Annotated in this window: 15 protein-coding genes and 1 pseudogene; 5 read left to right on the top strand and 11 right to left on the bottom strand. The window is 36.7% G+C overall.

The annotated features are described in order from the left end of the window. The first annotated feature begins 13 nt into the window (after positions 1-13). From neuC to T502_RS04360, 4 genes are read left to right on the top strand one after another with little or no spacing between them, the layout of a single operon-like run. Positions 14-1,186, top strand: coding sequence for a UDP-N-acetylglucosamine 2-epimerase (gene neuC, locus T502_RS04375; RefSeq protein WP_042705942.1), 1,173 nt, complete (start codon positions 14-16; stop codon positions 1,184-1,186). Positions 1,187-1,212: 26 nt separating this feature from the next. Next, a complete protein-coding gene (locus tag T502_RS04370) occupies positions 1,213-2,169 on the top strand; it encodes a Gfo/Idh/MocA family protein (RefSeq protein ID WP_211248144.1) in 957 nt (318 codons plus the stop codon). 3 nt (positions 2,170-2,172) lie between these two features. Next, positions 2,173-3,123 (top strand): Gfo/Idh/MocA family protein, encoded by a 951-nt coding sequence (locus tag T502_RS04365; RefSeq protein ID WP_042705940.1) that lies wholly within the window; start codon positions 2,173-2,175, stop codon positions 3,121-3,123. Then, positions 3,120-3,887: an acylneuraminate cytidylyltransferase family protein gene (locus T502_RS04360; protein ID WP_042705938.1), complete on the top strand. Its 768-nt coding sequence runs from the start codon at positions 3,120-3,122 to the stop codon at positions 3,885-3,887. The genes T502_RS04365 and T502_RS04360 overlap by 4 nt, the downstream gene beginning before the upstream one ends. 64 nt (positions 3,888-3,951) lie before the next feature. Here T502_RS04360 and T502_RS04355 read toward each other — a convergent pair whose 3' ends face one another. After that, positions 3,952-5,637: a UDP-N-acetylglucosamine 2-epimerase gene (locus tag T502_RS04355; RefSeq protein WP_042705937.1), complete on the bottom strand. Its 1,686-nt coding sequence runs from the start codon at positions 5,635-5,637 to the stop codon at positions 3,952-3,954. Between the two features lie 158 nt (positions 5,638-5,795). Between T502_RS04355 and T502_RS04350 the strand changes: the two genes are divergently transcribed. Beyond that, positions 5,796-6,842, top strand: a complete 1,047-nt coding sequence (locus tag T502_RS04350; RefSeq protein WP_042705936.1) for a polysaccharide deacetylase family protein — start codon at positions 5,796-5,798, stop codon at positions 6,840-6,842. A gap of 228 nt (positions 6,843-7,070) precedes the next feature. On the opposite strand, the gene T502_RS04345 is transcribed toward T502_RS04350, so the two are convergent. From T502_RS04345 to T502_RS04300, 10 genes and pseudogenes are all read right to left on the bottom strand, one after another. Continuing rightward, complete coding sequence (locus T502_RS04345; RefSeq protein ID WP_042705934.1) at positions 7,071-8,108, bottom strand: GNAT family N-acetyltransferase; 1,038 nt, start codon at positions 8,106-8,108, stop codon at positions 7,071-7,073. 105 nt (positions 8,109-8,213) lie between these two features. Then, positions 8,214-9,050, bottom strand: coding sequence for a class I SAM-dependent methyltransferase (locus T502_RS04340; RefSeq protein ID WP_042705933.1), 837 nt, complete (start codon positions 9,048-9,050; stop codon positions 8,214-8,216). 230 nt (positions 9,051-9,280) lie between these two features. Continuing rightward, entirely contained in the window at positions 9,281-9,889 is a 609-nt protein-coding gene (locus T502_RS04335; RefSeq protein WP_084173036.1) for an acyltransferase, read from the bottom strand. Between the two features lie 5 nt (positions 9,890-9,894). Then, positions 9,895-11,319 (bottom strand): nucleotide sugar dehydrogenase, encoded by a 1,425-nt coding sequence (locus tag T502_RS04330; RefSeq protein WP_042705932.1) that lies wholly within the window; start codon positions 11,317-11,319, stop codon positions 9,895-9,897. Between the two features lie 2 nt (positions 11,320-11,321). Further along, positions 11,322-12,236, bottom strand: a pseudogene (locus T502_RS04325) (Gfo/Idh/MocA family oxidoreductase); the annotation flags it as partial. A gap of 182 nt (positions 12,237-12,418) precedes the next feature. Further along, the gene (locus T502_RS04320; RefSeq protein WP_042705930.1) at positions 12,419-13,504 is read right to left on the bottom strand and encodes a DegT/DnrJ/EryC1/StrS family aminotransferase; all 1,086 of its coding nucleotides are present in this window, start codon (positions 13,502-13,504) and stop codon (positions 12,419-12,421) included. 342 nt (positions 13,505-13,846) lie between these two features. After that, positions 13,847-15,025, bottom strand: a complete 1,179-nt coding sequence (locus T502_RS04315; RefSeq protein WP_042705929.1) for a glycosyltransferase — start codon at positions 15,023-15,025, stop codon at positions 13,847-13,849. Position 15,026: 1 nt separating this feature from the next. Further along, entirely contained in the window at positions 15,027-16,154 is a 1,128-nt protein-coding gene (gene wecB, locus T502_RS04310; protein ID WP_042705928.1) for a non-hydrolyzing UDP-N-acetylglucosamine 2-epimerase, read from the bottom strand. Further along, on the bottom strand, positions 16,154-17,263 hold the full coding sequence (locus T502_RS04305; RefSeq protein WP_042705926.1) for a polysaccharide biosynthesis C-terminal domain-containing protein: 1,110 nt from the start codon (positions 17,261-17,263) through the stop codon (positions 16,154-16,156). Before T502_RS04305 ends, wecB begins: the two co-directional genes overlap by 1 nt. Continuing rightward, complete coding sequence (locus tag T502_RS04300; protein WP_052359155.1) at positions 17,260-18,315, bottom strand: polysaccharide biosynthesis protein; 1,056 nt, start codon at positions 18,313-18,315, stop codon at positions 17,260-17,262. The genes T502_RS04305 and T502_RS04300 overlap by 4 nt, the downstream gene beginning before the upstream one ends. Positions 18,316-18,447 lie beyond the last annotated feature (132 nt).

Here is an 18,447-nt window from a genome sequence, read left to right as displayed (position 1 = left end):
TTGTTGATATACAATGAAAAAAACTATTTGTATTGTTACAGCAACCCGTGCGGAATGGGGTCTTTTAAAGCCTCTGGCACGGCAAATTAAAACGGACAGGAAATATGAACTGATCATTGCCGCAACAGGCACCCATTTTTGTCCGGAATTCGGAGATACTTACCGAGATATCCTTAACGACGGCTTCGAAATAGACGAACGTGTGGACATACAGCTTTACGGAAACAGCCCCTCTGCTATAAGCAAAACAATGGCACTTGCAACAATAGGATTTGCTGATTTATTTTCAAGACGACATATTGATCTTTTGATTGTACTTGGAGATCGCTATGAAACACTGGCAGTTTGCCTTTCGGCAATGAATCAAAAGATACCAATTGCACATTTGCATGGCGGCGAACTTACGGAAGGACTGATTGACGAAGCGATAAGACATTCTATCACGAAACTCTCCTACCTTCATTTCACGAGCTGCGAGGCATACCGCCGGCGTGTTATACAACTGGGTGAGCAGCCGCAACGTGTATACAATGTCGGCGCTATCGGAATCGACAATATTCGGCAGATGAAACTGCTATCGAGAGAAGAACTTTCATCCGCGATTGGTTTCGATGTTTCCGATTCAAAGTATGCTGTGGTAACGTATCATCCCGAAACCCTGAACGGCAACGTAAAATATCAATGCGAGCAGCTTTTAGAGGCATTATCCGCATTTCCGGAGATGAAATTCATAATCACCAAATCCAATGCTGACGAAGGGGGCCTTATCATCAACGAGATGGTTGACGATTATGCAAAATATCATCCAAACGTCCTTGCAGTATCATCTCTCGGAAATCTGAAGTATCTGAGCGCACTTAAGCACGCATCCGCGGTTATCGGGAATTCATCCAGCGGCATTGCGGAAGCGCCGTATTTTAAGATCCCGACCGTGAACATCGGCGTTCGTCAGAGGGGCAGGATACAGGCGGAGTCAATTATCAATTGCAATGCGGTTGCATCCGAAATTGCCGGCGCCATTAAGAAGGCTATGTCGGATGAATTTGCGATGATTGCTGCGAAGTCGGAGTATCCTTACGGCGACGGGCATGCATCTGAGAAGATTGTTGCGATATTGCACGAGTGGCTGGATAACGAGAGGATTGATTTGAAGAAAGAGTTTTATGATCTGGAGGTTAGTACGTGAATGTCTTAATTGTCGGTTTGGGATCCATGGGTAAAAGAAGACTCAGACTTATACAAAATAACTATTCCGAATATTCTCTCTCCGGCGTGGAATTTTCTGCGGAACGCCGAGAAGACGTATCAAAGAACAGTCAAATAAAGTGCTATGACTCCATATCAAATGCATTGAATGCATCCGAATTTGATGTGGCATTTGTATGCACCCCTCCGGCAACACATCACGGAGTAATTAAAGAGTTGCTCGAGAACAAAATCAATGTGTTTACCGAGCTTAACCTCATCAATAACGGATATGATGAACTCTCGGATATTGCAGGTCAGAACAATGTTCGGATATTCATGTCGTCAACGCTGTTGTATAGAAAAGAAATTCAAAAGATTACCGAATTGGTGAGTTCACAAAAACAGCCTCTGCAATACATCTATCATGTCGGTCAGTATCTGCCGGATTGGCACCCCTGGGAAAGTTACAAAAATTTCTTTGTCGGGAACAATGAAACAAACGGATGCCGTGAGATCTTTGCAATTCAGTTGCCTTGGATACTGAACTGTTTCGGTAAATCGGTATCAATAGGATATACGTCCCGAAAGAAAATAAGCAATTTAGATCTTGATTATCCGGATTCATTTATAGTGACATTGGACCATGAATCAGGTAACAGAGGCGTAATGGTTGTTGATGTTGTATCAAGAAAAGCCACAACAGCATTGGAGATAGTAGGGGAGAATCTGCATCTGTTCTGGGACGGGACACCTGTCGGCTTGAAAAGATATGATTTTGATGCAAAGTCACTTGAAAGTATTACGTTATATGATTCGTTTGAGCATAATCAAAAATATGCGTCAAATATAATCGAAGACGCTTATCTTGCTGAAATAGATTGTTTCTTCAATATGCTATCGGGTAAAGGTGCGCCTTTGTATTCATTATATGAGGATAAATTGACACTTGATTTGATCGATAAAATTGAAGGGAGAACTTAAGGTATGAAGATCTGTTTCATCGGACTTGGTTCAATAGGCACAAGACATCAGAGAAATCTTGTAAAGATACTCTCGGAAAGAGGCATTGCATATGAGATTCATGCTCTCCGCACGAGCAATAGAGAACTCCCCGACGATGTGGAAAAACTAATCGGTAAGCAATTTACATCCTATGAAACAATGGATAATGATTATGATATTGTGTTCATAACAAATCCTACGAATAAACACTATGAGACATTAATGAATGTCATTCCAAAAACAAGACACATTTTCATGGAAAAACCATTGTTTATGGATTTAAAAAATGGCATTGAATCAATTTCTGTAAAACCGGATTCTGTATATTATGTTGCGGCACCTTTGCGATACAATGCGGTTTTTCCTGTTATCGAAGAATTTGTAAAAAAGAACAGAGTATATTCCGCAAGGGCAATTTGCTCCTCATATCTTCCGAAATGGCGCAAAAATATTGATTATCGCGATAATTACAGTGCTAAAAAAGATATGGGTGGGGGTGTCAGTTTAGATCTGATTCATGAATGGGATTATCTGAAATTATTGTTCGGTAAACCGCGTAAGCTGTTCTATCTGTGTGGTACAAAATCCGAATTAGAGATCAACAGTGATGATATTGCAGTGTATATTGCAGAATATACTGACAAAATCGTTGAATTGCATCTTGATTATTTTGGAAGACGGTCGGTGCGTCAGTTGGAATTATTTACCGAAAGCGGAACAATGAAAGCTGATTTTATCAGTCAAACAGTTTCATTCGATAATGGAACCGAAATAAAAGATATTCCTGTAAACAGAGTCAATGATCCGTATGTTTTGGAGATGAATTATTTCATTGATCTCTGCACCGGTGTGAAAAAAGATAATTTGAATGATATTAAAACGGCGTATGATACATTAAAAATTGCATTGGGAGAATCTGGTGACTTAGAATGAACATATTATTCACGGTATGCGGCAGAGCCGGCTCAAAAGGTGTCAAGAACAAGAACCTTAAAAACATGCTCGGAAAGCCGTTAGTATACTACACATTATCGGCAATTGATTTATTCATTAAACACAACAAAGGATTGGATACAATTCATGTGTGTGCAAGTTCGGACAGTAAAGAATTACTGAGTTTGATAACATCCCAGAAGGCTTTTGATGTATTTTGTGTCGACAGGTCAGAAGAACTCAGCGGAGACATGGTTGGTAAAATCGCGGTTATAAGGGATGCCCTTATTCGTTCCAATAAGTATTATGGAATATATCACGACATTGTGATTGATTTGGATATCACGTCTCCGATAAGAAGACTTCAGGATATTGTTAATGTTTATGAGAAAAAACGAAATAATCCCCAATTTGACATAGTTTTCTCGGTTACAAATTCACGGCGCAGTCCTTTCTTTAATCAGGTCAAGGAGATTTCCGAAACCGGCGAGTATGAGTTGGTGATGAATTACGGGTATACATCGAGGCAACAGGCGCCTGTTGTTTATGACATGAATGCATCAATATATGCTTATGATGGTCGATTCCTTGAAGAGTCTTCTTCAGATAAACTGTTTGAGGGAAGATGTTCAGCGGTAATGATGAGGGATACGGCGGTGTTGGATATCGACAGTGAGGAGGATTTTGAATTGATGGAGTATTTGTGTAGTTATTTTGCTACATGGGATGATGATTTTAGGAAAATTGTTGAGAATATTTTTTGATTGATAATAACATTAGATAATCTATGTGTTGGAGACAATTTGATTTGTGGATATTATTCACTATTTATTGTCTATGGATATTGTCTTCAATTATTTTAGCTATTCTTTTTGCTGCAAGTCCATCTATTCTATTCATGTGATTGGTAATATAAGTATCTTGATTGTCTCTTGTTATGGGGTTGTTTTGAAGACAGGTAATTAATGCATTGCGTAATGACCCTTCGCAGTAAGCAGGAACAGCAACATTTTCTTTAACATATTCGAGAAGATCTTTTTTCTCAGAGAAGTCTAAAATGATTATTGGTTTATGAAATGCAACTGCCTCTTGACCAACTGTAGATGCTCTTATGATGAGGATGTCTGATGAGAATACCATTTCAGTAGTATCCTCCATTTTATCCGGCAGAATAATTTGGAATCTGTCCTTATTTTTTTCCATTGCGTCCCTATATATTTTGGTATGTTCTGGTTGCTCGTTAGGATGCTGCTTAATGATTAAAGTGACATTTGGGATGACATTGCATGCAGATATTACTTCGTTAATATATGCTATATTATCCTCATAATTTTCACCGTGTGTACCTGTTGTCCAAAGAATGATCCTATTACTTGGATTAATATTGTATTTTGTACAAAAAGCAGATCTGGAATATTTCTCGTGGGCCTGGCTCAAGTAATCATATCGTGGATTTCCTGTAATAATTACTTGATCTTTGGGGTATCCAGCATACTTTACCAGTACATCATAATCTGATTTACCCCATACGCATGTTATATCGGGAATGGGATATGATGTACCAATTTTTTTACCTGCGACCGATACATCTTGTGGATTATGATTAAGGCAATATTTTTGGTGATTTTTTGAAATAGTCCCGTGTTGTATCGCTATAGACTTTACACTGTGCTTTTTGGCAGCATATATCCACCCACGACTATGCATAGAGTACTCATTAGTTAGTATAATTGCGCTTGGTTTTTCAATCATAATTGCCCTTTCGGCCATTGCAAAAAAGGAAATTGCTTTTGGAATTAGATGAATCACCAATGTTTTGAAATATTCTTTGAAATCAATTGTATTAATTCCAAAAGCAAGATTCCATTTTGAAAACCAATTATCTGCTACTGATATTTGATCCCATATCTCTTGAAAATGTGTAATCGATTTTTTTTCTGAAATCCAGGTTGACCAAGACCAATATTCCCAATAAATACATGATACATATCTATAATTTGAAGAAATAATCTTTGGATATACTGAATGATGTGATTTAAATGAAAAAATATCCGCATCGTAGGGTGTAATTACTTTAACATCGTTAGGAAGTTGTGATATTATCTCCTTGTTATAGATGTTTTCAAGATTTCGTGAATTACTTTTTTTATCCAGTCTCCAATCATAATGATCAAATGGAAAAATTATTGAGGATGTAGTTTTTTCAGCTTTGTTTGACTGAGTCCTATATAATTTGTTCTCTATCTGGAATATGATGTAATTAATCAAATCATATGCCATACATAAATAGATATCTATAATTTTTATGCTACGTATTTTGGTGAATATTCTGGTTATTATTGACTGAGAGTATGTATTGGAGGGTATTGAATGGTTCAATACACTTGTATGAATGTTGTATTCCAATGACCACCAGTGAGAGTAATTATCATATTCCAATAATTCAATAATAGTCTTATCATTTATAATTGGTATATCTAGAATCTCTTGAAAAGGGCTACCGGAATCTGTCATTTTATTACTCTCTTATAGATATTGATTAGATCTATATCTAATTTAGTTTTAGTTAATCTGAGTGGGCTGAGAGAGCGCCTATGAATATATGAATAATATATTTTCGAATGGTCTTATAATGACATACATTTTATGCATTAATGCACTAATTAATTATTATGAAAACGGACTATCTCTCAAAATTAACTCCGGAACTTTGGGATATTGCAACCTCTAAAGAAGAATATCATTTCAAATATCCCGACAATTTTGGCAGATTTCCACATTATGAAAGCAGTAATCGAGATGTTTTTGTACCGAAAGTATCTGCTATGCTCACAAAAGAGGAAGAAAATATACCAATATATCCCTCTGGAAAATCATTTGCAGTCTGTTTGACTCATGATATTGATGTTTTGTTTGTATCATTAAGAGCAAACGGACTTACGTGCATGAGATCAGCTTGTAATCTGAAAATATTGGAGACCCTTAAGAATATCAGATCGCTTGCCGACAAAAAGCGACCATATTTTAATCTTACCGACATACTTGACATTGAAGAAAAATTCGATGCCAAATCATCATTTTATTTTCTGGCATTGGCCCCTAACGAGATGAGTTATAACTATGATCTTAATGAAATTTCAGAGTTATTATTTGAGATTGATGAAAGAGGTTGTGAAGTGGGGCTTCATGGAGGACATAATGCGTGGAACACATATGATAATCTAATATCCGAAAAAGAACGATTAGAGAATGTATTAGGTAAAAAAGTTGCTGGTTATCGAAATCATTGTCTCAAATTCAAGGTTCCCGATACCTGGGAGATTCTTGCTAAAGCTGGATTTAAATATGATACTACGTTTGGATATGCTGATTGTGTAGGTTTTAGAAGCGGTATGTGTTTTCCGTATTATCCATATAATTTGAATACAAAGAATTACGTAAATATTTTGGAAATTCCATTAATTGTAATGGATGTCACTCTGTTTAATTCATATATGAGACTTACACCTAAATGTGCATTGAAGTTAATTAAAGAATTAATTGATACAGTTGCGGATCTTCATGGCGTATTTACATTACTTTGGCACAATTCCTCAATAATTAAAGGAACAATGGAGTGTGAAATGTACGAGAAAATCTTGTCATATTGTTTGGAAAAAAATGCATGGATGACAAGTGGAATAGAAATATGTGAGTGGTTTAAGAAAAACGATCTATAGTTGTAAAAGTAATCCATATTGAATAAACTAGAAAACTAACATGGTTTATAGGGTATTGATTATTTTACATATTATTTAAAAAAGATACTATGATTGTTTGCAGGGTATATCCCCATACAAAAATGGGAAAGAGACACTTTTTGTAGATTACAGTAATTACAGAATAATCTAAAAAAAGTTATTTGCTCCTAAAAAAAATGATTGTCGGTAATATTGTCAATAATTTGCTTAATCAGATTTTTTCCTGTAATTTACCAGGCGATTGAAATATTTCCTCAGAGCATATATTGGATATGCTTTCAATCCATAATATTCAGCACTGTAATATATTTCGAGATCAAAATTATATCGTGACTTAAAATAACTTATTGATTGCGTGTTTGCTCCAAGAATCTCACAATATTTGTATCCATGATCAGATGCCCATTTTATGATTTCCCATTGCAATAAATCAACAGGGTATAAGCCAGGCATATTTACTTGTGTTGCACCTACCCATATTGAAATTTTCTCATGATACCCAAAGACAATTATCCCTGTGACAACCTCTCCGTCTAATTTTGCGACAAAATTTTTTAAGGTGTCTTTGGAGATTGTTTGGTATAATGATCTGAAATATTCACAAGGTGTCGTAGCATCACGCCCCTGATCACTTAGCCTTTTTACAACAAACTCATATATTTTGATATATTCATAGATATCCCCTTCTTCAATTGAAAATTTCAGTTTTGATGCTTTTTCAATATTCTTACGCAATGTCTTTTTGAAGTTTTTCCAGACTATTTCAAGGTCCGATATATCACAGACGTAGTTATATTTCGGGGTAACAATGTAATTGTTCCAGTTGTATGGACGTGCATCTACCAATCCCGGTGGAGTAACAATACTCACGACATCAGGTTTGATTGTTTTAGCGAGATATTTGTTAAACTCTGTCATGAATTCACGAAAGTAATACTCTCTTTTGTCTTGCTTTAATGAATTATATTCCGGGATAATCAGTCCTAAATTCTGAATGACAACATTTGCCGGGGGTGATGATAAAATTTTAAAAAAGTGCTTCTTTGAATAAAACAATGGTATTGCCGCAACAATCTCGTCACCGATGTAGCCCACAAACAGATATAATTTAGTATTCGTATATGTTTCAATTATTTTTAGCCAGTCATATAGGTGGACAGGTGTTGAATGTGGGGAGCGTTTGACAATGTCATCCCATCGTTCTTTCTCATTTTCGTTCAATATTTTAATAGTGACAGTAGACATTTATAGATATCTCCTTACATACATTTTGCATCATTTATTTCAACATTTATTGCATAATCTGTTATTGTCTGTATTGCTGTAATTGTTGATCAAACCCCTTATTTATCATGTATTCCGTTGAAATCGAATGATAAGGTGGCTTCTGTAACTACAATTTGAATCAATTATCTCTGATGACAATCCGAATGAGAGTACAATATGTTCCATCATTTTAAGATCTTGCCAATAGCTTCCATCAGTATAAATTGCATTGAATTTATCTAACAGAGAATCACAGTTTTCAAGGGTCAACGAAGACAATTTGTAGTGATATTTATAGTATTCAAAAGCTTTTGATTTATCGGGGATATCTAGTATTGCAATTAGATAATCTTGCATATCATCTTCTCTCTTTATCTGTGTTTTATTATCGAATATGCATTCCACTTGTTGTTGTATAAATGTTTTAAGATCTGCTGGATTACAATATTGCGCAACACCATATGAGAATAACTTATTTGCTTTATATTTTGGATATTTGTCCAGAAAAGAATGTATTTCATATCTGCATTCCGGATTCTTTTTACGTGCCGCGTCGATTTTTGATTCAGAAAAATCAAATCCTGATAATGTATGGCAGTTTTGTTTAAGGTAATAATCGATTGATCCTTCTCCGCATCCAATATCCAAAATGTCATCAGAGGGCTGTATGTCTATGGCATCACTGATAATTATAGACATATTTTTGAATGTACTCTCATCAGTTCTTGTATGTACTGTGCTACTCTCAAGTTCCCAGTGATTTTTAGCGCTAGAATAACTCATTTGTGCAAAATTGGTGTAATGTATTAATCCAATTAAAAAGCATTTTTGGAATAGTGGTCTACAGAAAAATTTATGCTTAAACATATGTAGTGCAGCACCAATTGTGAGATTAACCGCCCGTTCAATGAATTTAGTCATAATTGTACTTCGATATTAGGAATAATAAATTGATAGCATATGAAAATATGATTTATCCAAAATTCAAAAGACGTTGTCTATCGGTACTGATAATTATATTTAATTCTTTCTGGGAAGCCATACTTGTTAGATAGATTATGTTCTGGTCTCCACTCACTCTTATATTCTAGGTGTCATTTTGTTATTCTCTGGAATTGCAATTAACAATAGTATTTATAGATTCTCTAAATTTATACTACGTTATTGTCGTCATTTTTTCTCATTGCTTTTGGTAGATCTTTGATCTTTGCCGGATTACCTATTGCCATCATGTCTTGAGGCACATCTTTTGTCACTACAGATCCTGCCGCAACAAAAGAACCTCTGCCTATAACCACTCCAGGAATTAGAGTTGCATTTGCACCGATTGCTGCAAAATTTTCAATTGTCGCACCCTGGAGACCTCCGATACCTGTCGGAGGGTACATATCATTTGTTATGACAACATTAGGGCCTATAAAAACATTGTTCCCAATTTTTGTTCCCGGAGGTATGTATGCCTGACTTTGAATGCTTACATTTGTGCCGATTGTAACGTTACCGTCTATCACAGTTGCTGTGCCGACTGCAGTGTAATCACCGATAACTGTTTTTTCACGTATCAATACGTTATGCCCTGTTTGGCATCCTTTACCCATAATTACGTCGGAATATATTATAGATCCCGAACGTATAATACAACCATCACCGATGACGACACCGTTCCATTCATTCTTTCCAATATGCTCTCTTGAAGGAAATCCCAATTGAACAGGCTCAAATATTGTGACATTTTTACCAATTGCATTTTTTGCTGACATAGTTATTAACTCAGATTGTTTTTGTCTCCGCGACCTATTCCACGGTAAATCCAACCGTTATTGATGAATGAATCCGGATCAAATATGTTTCTTCCGTCTATTACTGCGGGATGCTCGTTAGCTGTCATTTTTTTAAGCAATTTGGGGTCCAGCTCTTTGTATTCATTGTGGGCAGTAAGGAGTATAACCGCGTCGGCACCTTTGACCGTTTCGGAAATGTCCTTGTCTATCACAAGATCGGGTTTTTCCTGATCTGATTTCACCCAAACATCATGTATTTTTATACATGCTCCTTCCGCTTGTGCCAGTGAACGGTATGTTTCGGATGGTGTGTTTCTTGCATCGTCTGTGTTTGCCAGGAACGCCCAACCAAGCAAAGCAATTTTCTTGTTTCTTAATGAATCACAGCGCAGAGCATTTTTTGTCAGATTTATCATGTGCTTCGGCATGAAATCATTAATGTGACGTGCCAGAACATATATTGACTCTTCACCTTTGGGATAGTCATATTTCTCACCCGAAAGTGTGTGCATTCCGCGCTCAAGATGATATGTATCCTTTGTAAGGCAGTGTCCTCCGACACCGGCACCCGGCAATAGCAGTGCACGTGTCAGACCTTCACCTTTCAGAGAGTCAATTCCTGCTTTTACGTTATAAAAATTGATTCCCATAGCTTCACAATAAAGAGCAAGTTGGTTTGCAGCGGCAATCTGAAGATCTCGGAGAGTATTTTCGGTTGTCTTGGTTACTTCAGCCTCTGTTGCACTCATTGGTATTACCTTTCCTTTTGTGAGAATCGGGGCATATAGTTCTATGGCACGTGCTGTACTGACATCGTCTATTCCGCCTACGCAACGATCATATTCACGTATATTTTGTAAAAGTCGTCCGACCATAACACGTTCCGGCGCGTGGGCAAGAGCAAAATCCACTCCTGCTTTAAGGTCCGATTCTTTTTCAAGAATATCTTTGGCCAGAATCGTGGTAGTTCCGGGTGTGATTGTCGATTCTAAAACTACTAATGTTCCCGGAACAAGATATTTTCCAACATTTTTTAGGCCTTCGATTAAAGCATCAAAATTAGGTATTAAATCCTTGGGATCTTTAAATGGCGTTTGAATGGAGAGTGTAACCGCATCCAGTTCGGAAATTTTTGAAAAATCTGAAGTGCATGTGAATTTTCCTTCGTTGACAACTTTCTTTACAAGTTCTTCAAGACCGGGCTCTATACCTTTTAATGGACACTCCCCATTATTTAGCATATCAATCTTGTAACCCGACGTTTTTGATTCTCGTTGGAATCCGTAGACTTTGCGGTTGGGTACATCTGCCTGAAGCATTGCGGCAGGTATCCCTACATATCCCATTCCAATAACCCCTACTTTGTTTATCGGTCCACGTGCTTTTATGATATCTTCCAGTTTATTCATGTTTATGCCCCTGCTGCTTTGTGGATCTTTTCGCATAGCTTGAGGTTTTCTGTTGCCTGTTCAAGTGTGATCGGGAATTGGATCTTGTTTTTGACGCAGTCCAGAAATGTTTGCAGTTCAAGTTTGAGTGGCTCTACTTTAGTAACCATTACTTTTTCTACAACATTTTCTTGCACATAGCGCATGTTCTCAGCATGGTATACTCCTGCTTTGCGATAAATGTATACTTCCTGAGTCATGAAATCTCCTTCAATAGTAAAATTTTCTGTTTCGACAGATATTGATCGAATTTTTTTGGATGCTTTTCGGCTTGCAGAGAGATAAATAGGAGTATTGTTATTGTTTATCAGAACTCCCATTACATCATCTGTTCCGCATGCGCTTAGAGAATAATCTCCTTTGATAAACTTGTTGAGAACAATATCGATGTCATGAATCATGAGATCTTCGACAACAGGTGTTCCTGTAATTCTTGCCGAAACAGGATTATGTCGATGTATCGCTACATAATGTGGTTTTTCGGCAATTCGTGAAATCTCATTGATAATTGGGTTGAATCTCTCAATATGTCCAACACCTGTAATGATGCCTTTCGGAATATTCTCAATTAAGTATTCTGCATCGGAAACTGTAGAACATATTGGTTTTTCAATGAGTGCCGCTACACCTGTATTCAATACTTGAAATGCCGTGTCTTTGTGAAACTGTGTTGGTACACATATGCTTACGGCATCAACTTTGTCAAGCAGTTTATCTACTGATGGTACAGTTTTCGCATTCAAACGTTCGGCTGTTTTTTGGGCAGTTTCGGTAAAAACGTCAAAAAGATAAATCTCGTCTATGCCTTTCATATCTGCGTAGTTACGGGCATGGTTTTGTCCCATAACTCCGGTACCTATTACACCAATATTCATTTTAAAATACTGCCTTAACTCTCTATTTACTGATAATTTTTAGCAGTAATTTATAATATGTTTTGTGTGAGTGTTTTTTATTCAGTATGGGGAGATATCCTAAATTGCACAGACCTTATCGAGCATAAAAATAAATATTATAACATGCAGCATTTTTGAAAATGATGTGTCATTTTTTCACCAAATCAAATACTGTTTAATGTATCAGCTATGTATAAACATTCATCTTCTGTAACTGCCGGATGTACGGGTATGCTGAGTACGCGTTTTGCGCAGTCTTCGGATACCGGTAATTGTGTGTTAGCATTATTCTCAGCAAAGTATGGCTGTTTGTGAAGTGGTATTGGGTAATGAACTGCTGAACCAATACCCTTTGATGCTAAATAGGACATGAGTTCATCACGTGTCATAGGAAAGTCATCTTCAACACGAATGACATATTGGTGATACACATGTTTTGCCTTGGGTGAAACAAAAGGGACTGTAATGCCTTTGGTCTGTATTGTTTCCGAAAGAATCTTTGCGTTCCTAATGCGCATTTCCGTAAATTTTTCAATACGTTTTAACTGTTCCAGACCGATTGCAGCATTGATATTTGTCATGCGATAATTGTAGCCAAGCATAGTATGACGATATTTTTCTGTTTGACCGTGGTTACATATTACACGCGCAAGTTCTGATTTGCTATAATCATTTGTCACAATCATCCCTCCCTCACCTGTTGTCATGTTTTTAGTGGGGTAAAAAGAGAATGTTGCCATGTCACCGAGGCACCCGGAACGTACACCTTTCCATTCGGCACCGTGAGCCTGTGCCGCGTCTTCTATAAATGTTATGTCGTTATTTTTGGCAATACGCGAGAGTTCTGTAACGTTGCAACATTGTCCAAATAAGTGCACTCCAATAATTGCTTTAGTTTTATCTGTTATTTTATTTTCAACCGATTTAGGATCTAGATTGTATGTATCTGGTAAAATATCTGCAAAGACGGGTGTTGCGCCACACATTGAAACACAACTGGCGGATGCATAAAATGTGAATGCGGGAACGATTACTTCATCGCCCTTCGATATTCCGGAAGCAAGAACCGCCGCATGTAAAGCTGAAGTTCCGTTGGTTGTTGCCACTCCGTATTTAGCGCCACAAAAATCCACAAATTTTTGCTCAAACTCGTGAACGATATCTCCTGCTGCCATCATTCCTGAAAGAATAACTTCACGTACATGTGTTGCTTCCTCTTCTGATGCATAAGGTTTTGCTATAGGTATCATTAGATATTATCTTATTTTTAATCATGAATGAGTGTTGTGATTCTGATTCACATGTGTTCTATATCTATTGGAATGTATACAATTTTTATCTATCAATTCATGTGCTAGTTTTGTTATAGGGTGAATATTCTAAACATATATACAAAAAAAAAGACTCAAAAATGAAATAATCAACGTGTGTTATTTTTTTAGTTTTCAGATTTCTTCAATAGTGGATATCATCCAGCGAAATTCTTGTTCAATGAATGTTGTATCCTATCTATACAATTAATACTTTGAAATTATTGCCCTAAAAAAAGATCATGTATATTATATTTAGTAACTTGATTCAGTAATTAACTCTCACATTAGTTCTGTTGCTGCTTTAAATTTATCCACATATTCCTCAAGATTTGATGCATATTCTCTTGAATTAGGATTTAATTTTTTACATTTATTTAAGATGCTTACTAACGAATTGATATCTCTGGCAACATATAATTGGATATTATCATGATATTTTTTGTCAATGATGTCTAAATTGACTTCACTATTGGGAGAATATGGTATAATTACGTGGCATCCTGCGTATAGCCCTTCATTTACCGTTCTCCCCAGACAAAATTTGTCTTCTCCTCGAATAATATAATCGCTAATCTTGAATATTTCACTCGGGTTCTCGAGATCTCCTGTAAATATGATATTTGAGTTATTTTTTGCAATATTTATACACTCCTTATAGTAACTTTTGTGTTCGAATCTGCCAACAATGAACAATATTATCTCATCATTATTTGCTTGATTATACGCATTAATAACAAAATCAACACCTTTTATTGAATCAATTACACCCAGAATAGATATTATGATTTTATTGTGATCTATATTATACTTTGAGAAAACATCTTCTGAATTTATCTCTTCAACATGTCGCATATCAAAAGGATTTTCCAAAATAATTGAATTCAGAGCTATTTCTTTAAACGGTAAATATGTTGAATTATCTATGAATATAACTAATTTTGCTAGTGACAAGTGCTTGGAAACATTTTCAAACTCACTTTCAGAACCTCTGAAGACTTCCCGAACATGTATCACGTAATTTTGTTTTTTGTCAATCAGATCACAGTATCCCAATGAGTTTAGGTGAATAAATTTGTATTTCCCGATTCGTAGGACTATTTTTAAGCATAATTTAGACAGGGCATAAGCACATTCTTTGATGCATTCTTTTAGCAGATTGGTTTGTTTAGACGAGCTATGATATTTCTCCCCATATATAGCACTGTAATTGAATGGTAAAAACAGGTTAAAGTAGATATGATACACAGAATTTCCACAATATTCTTTTAGATTTGATCTCTTTATGAAATTACGATTAAATGGTATAATAGGGAACATAATATCAAAAGGGTATGATATTTCTCTTAGTAGCATTCCCAGACTTCTTGCGGCACCATAATTTAGGTTTGACGATGCATGTGTAATAAATAATATTTTTTGTTTATCTAAGTTATCTTTCTTGTAACTGTGTATTGCCAATTTACTCTATCCCCCACCACTTATTGCTCAATTTACTTGTACCCAGAATCAATTTAACAACTCTCTCCGAAACATTGGCTACCGCATACTCATCCGGAACAGCCCTGCTAACGTCTTCAGAACGTTTATCTATAGCCAAGGCAACCGCCGCCATAATGACATCCTTGTCAAGTCCTGTCATGATTATAGATCCCGCATCAAGAGCTTCCGGTCTTTCAATAGCTTCTCTTATTGTAACTGCCGGGAATTTCATTATGGCTGATTCTTCGGATATGGTTCCTGAATCTGAAAGGGTACAAAGCGCATGCATCTCAAGGTGTACATAATCAAAGAATCCGAAGGGTTTAAGGAATTTGACCCGCGAATCTATTGTAATATCTGAAGCAGACTCCAGACGTTTGCGTGTTCTGGGGTGTGTGGATACAATAACGGGCGCATCATACTTTTCGGCAAGTTCGTTAAGAACACTCAAAATACTTTTCAAATGTTCCGGATTATCTACATTTTCTTCGCGATGTGCACTTACAACAAAATATTCCCGATCTTTAAGGTGCAATTCTTTTAAGATTTTGGAAGATGTAATTTTATCTTCATATTTGTGCAGAACCTCGTACATAGGAGAACCTGTAAGGTATATTCTTCTGTGAGGCAGTCCTTCAGACAAAAGATGTCTTCGTGCATGTTCCGTGTATACCAGATTGAAATCGGCAATATGGTCTATTATTCTGCGGTTGATTTCTTCGGGAACATTCAGATCAAAGCATCTGTTTCCTGCTTCCATATGGAAGATTGGTACTTTCAGCCGTTTTGCAATAATTCCGGCTATGCTGCTGTTGGTATCACCAAGAATTAATACCGCATCCGGACACTCGGCACGAATGATCTCCTCAGCTTTGATGAGAACACCGCCTAGGACATTTCCAAGACTTGAAGTGTCCACATTCATAAAATAATCCGGCTTTCGAAGTCCAAGTTCCTTAAAGAATATTTCATTCAGTTCATAATCATAGTTCTGACCCGTGTGAACAATGACTTGAGTTACGTATTTGTCTAATTCCTGCATTACACATGCAAGGCGTATAATCTCAGGACGGGTGCCCACAATTGTCATTACTTTCAGTTCAGTCATTACACTTCCTCATAAAATGTGTCCGGATCATTGGGGTCAAATATTTCATTAGTCCAAAATATTGTAAGCAGTTCTTCTTCTCCAATATTTTTAATGTTATGCGCATAAAAAATTGGCATGTCAATAAACGCCGGTTTATTGCCACTTACCATGTATTCATTAACATGATCTGTTCCAATTTTTCGTGTTTGAATAAGTGCTTTTCCTTTAACAACGCAAAACCTTTCTATTTTGCGCATGTGAAAGTGATTTCCGCGGGTTATTGACGGTAACGTTGTTGAAAATGAAGTCTGACCACCGGTCCTCTCTTTTATGACCTCGACAAATGTTCCTCTTGGGTCTGAATGAAGATCGGGATAAATGGGCATAATATCATTTGCAAAAGATCTGAATGTGTTAAAGAGATTAACCTCAAAAGAATTCTGAAGATTAGGAATCATGCCTTTGTCAAAATACCATTCTTTGAATAGTTCTAATTTATACAGAAGACCACTGACATTAATTGATGTAACCGGTTTTGGTGAAACAACCGATGATTTTGTATCGTTAATGTGTGCAAAAAAATCACTGACTAAATCTCCGACATATATGAGATTCATTTCAGTATTTGTTATAATAACGGGTTTTTCACCATGCGTTAACTGATAACAGAATGTTGCAACAACTGTATTGTAATATGGTCTGCTGAACGGACCGAATACATTGGGAATTACGTAGTGAGTAAATACGGAATTATTGCTTTGCGACCATTGTGAAAACAGTTCAGCACCTATTTTTTTGGAGTTTCCGTATGGGTTGCCTTTATTTTCTTGAGTAGATGAAGAAAATAAGATGTGCGGAGTTACACCCGCATCATCCATTGCGGAAATCAGTTTTTTGACCAGCGAGATATTTGTATCATAGATCTCTTGTTCATCCCCTCTATTCATTGCAGCCAGATGGATAATTACATCACATTTACTTACAAAGTCTGTAAGTTTTTGAGGTGTGTTGAAAAATTCCTTTTCAAAAGGAATAATCTCGTATAACTCCGGTTGAAGCCTCAAATGTTGAAGAACATGATATCCTATGAATCCGTTCTGTCCCGTGATACCTATGCGCAGTTTCATACAATTGGATGTTTAAGTGCTTCCTTTATTTCACGAAGTGATAACAGGAGTTCTTTAGTCTCATCTAAGCTTAATCTGCGAGTGTTGAATGAATTGTAATCTTCTTTAGGCACTGGAACGGCCTGACCTGCAGAGAAATATTTGTCATAATCGATTCTCTCTAAACTTCTGATCCTAAAATAATCATCGTATTCAACAGCTTTCATCAGTTCTTCACGGGTGACTAGTGTCTCATGCATCTTCTCCCCCTCACGAATACCGATTGATTTAATCTCGGCATTCGGCTTAAATAAGTCACGCATTGCTTCAGCCATATGCTGAACGGTTGCTGCGGGTGATTTTCTTACGTGAATATCTCCGTTTTCACCGTTAGCCATGGCAAAAAGGACCAGGTCTATTGCAACCGGAAGAGGGAGCAGGAAACGCGTCATATTGGGTTCGGTAACGGTAATCGGCAAGCCTCTTTGCATCTGTTCCAGAAAGAGCGGGAAAACAGATCCGCGGGAATACATGACATTGCCGTAACGGACTCCGCAGAATATTGTGTCTGATGTGTGAGATCTTGCTTTGGCTAGCATGAGTTTTTCCATCATTGCTTTGGAAATTCCCATTGCATTTATGGGATATACCGCTTTGTCGGTACTTAGAATAACCATCTTTTCAACGTTTGCTTCTTCTGCCGCATCAAGCACGTTGGACGATCCGATGATATTTGTTTTTGCCGCTTCAAGTGGGAAAAATTCACATGAAGGGACCTGTTTAAGTGCCGCCGCATGAAATACGTAATCAATGTCACGTCTCATGACTTTTGAAACCGAGTCTTTGTCACGGACATCACCTATGAGGAAAGTGAGTTTATCGTTTTGAAACTCATTCCTCATATCAAATTGCTTTTTTTCATCCCGACTGAATATGATTATTTCTTTTGGATTTGCGGTTTGCAGTATCTTTTCAACGACATTATGACCAAAAGAACCCGTTCCTCCGGTTACAAGTATTGTTTTATTTGCAAGTGCTTCTTTGTAACTTCTGTTTCCGTTATTATTGCTCATACAGGCTCCCATTATAATATTGAATTTTAAGTTATAATATCTTCATCGATATTTTTCGTAAGTATATATTCCTATTATACATTTTCATCATATGATTAGGTTTGCTTTATAGCTACATATCACATAGATCTG

The organism is Methanomicrobium mobile BP (assembly GCF_000711215.1).
Classification (GTDB): domain Archaea; phylum Halobacteriota; class Methanomicrobia; order Methanomicrobiales; family Methanomicrobiaceae; genus Methanomicrobium; species Methanomicrobium mobile.
The sequence above is the reverse complement of the archived record's forward strand: the minus strand, read 5'-3'. Positions and strand labels throughout refer to the sequence as shown.

What these genes read in the sequence shown, in the direction of transcription:
- neuC (WP_042705942.1), top strand. Translation starts at nt 14, where the DNA reads ATGAAAAAAACTATTTGTATTGTTACAGCAACCCGTGCGGAATGGGGT.
- T502_RS04370 (WP_211248144.1), top strand. Translation starts at nt 1,213, where the DNA reads ATGGGTAAAAGAAGACTCAGACTTATACAAAATAACTATTCCGAATAT.
- T502_RS04365 (WP_042705940.1), top strand. Translation starts at nt 2,173, where the DNA reads ATGAAGATCTGTTTCATCGGACTTGGTTCAATAGGCACAAGACATCAG.
- T502_RS04360 (WP_042705938.1), top strand. Translation starts at nt 3,120, where the DNA reads ATGAACATATTATTCACGGTATGCGGCAGAGCCGGCTCAAAAGGTGTC.
- T502_RS04355 (WP_042705937.1), bottom strand. Translation starts at nt 5,637, where the DNA reads ATGACAGATTCCGGTAGCCCTTTTCAAGAGATTCTAGATATACCAATT.
- T502_RS04350 (WP_042705936.1), top strand. Translation starts at nt 5,796, where the DNA reads ATGAAAACGGACTATCTCTCAAAATTAACTCCGGAACTTTGGGATATT.
- T502_RS04345 (WP_042705934.1), bottom strand. Translation starts at nt 8,108, where the DNA reads ATGTCTACTGTCACTATTAAAATATTGAACGAAAATGAGAAAGAACGA.
- T502_RS04340 (WP_042705933.1), bottom strand. Translation starts at nt 9,050, where the DNA reads ATGACTAAATTCATTGAACGGGCGGTTAATCTCACAATTGGTGCTGCA.
- T502_RS04335 (WP_084173036.1), bottom strand. Translation starts at nt 9,889, where the DNA reads ATGTCAGCAAAAAATGCAATTGGTAAAAATGTCACAATATTTGAGCCT.
- T502_RS04330 (WP_042705932.1), bottom strand. Translation starts at nt 11,319, where the DNA reads ATGAATAAACTGGAAGATATCATAAAAGCACGTGGACCGATAAACAAA.
- T502_RS04320 (WP_042705930.1), bottom strand. Translation starts at nt 13,504, where the DNA reads ATGATACCTATAGCAAAACCTTATGCATCAGAAGAGGAAGCAACACAT.
- wecB (WP_042705928.1), bottom strand. Translation starts at nt 16,154, where the DNA reads ATGACTGAACTGAAAGTAATGACAATTGTGGGCACCCGTCCTGAGATT.
- T502_RS04305 (WP_042705926.1), bottom strand. Translation starts at nt 17,263, where the DNA reads ATGAAACTGCGCATAGGTATCACGGGACAGAACGGATTCATAGGATAT.
- T502_RS04300 (WP_052359155.1), bottom strand. Translation starts at nt 18,315, where the DNA reads ATGAGCAATAATAACGGAAACAGAAGTTACAAAGAAGCACTTGCAAAT.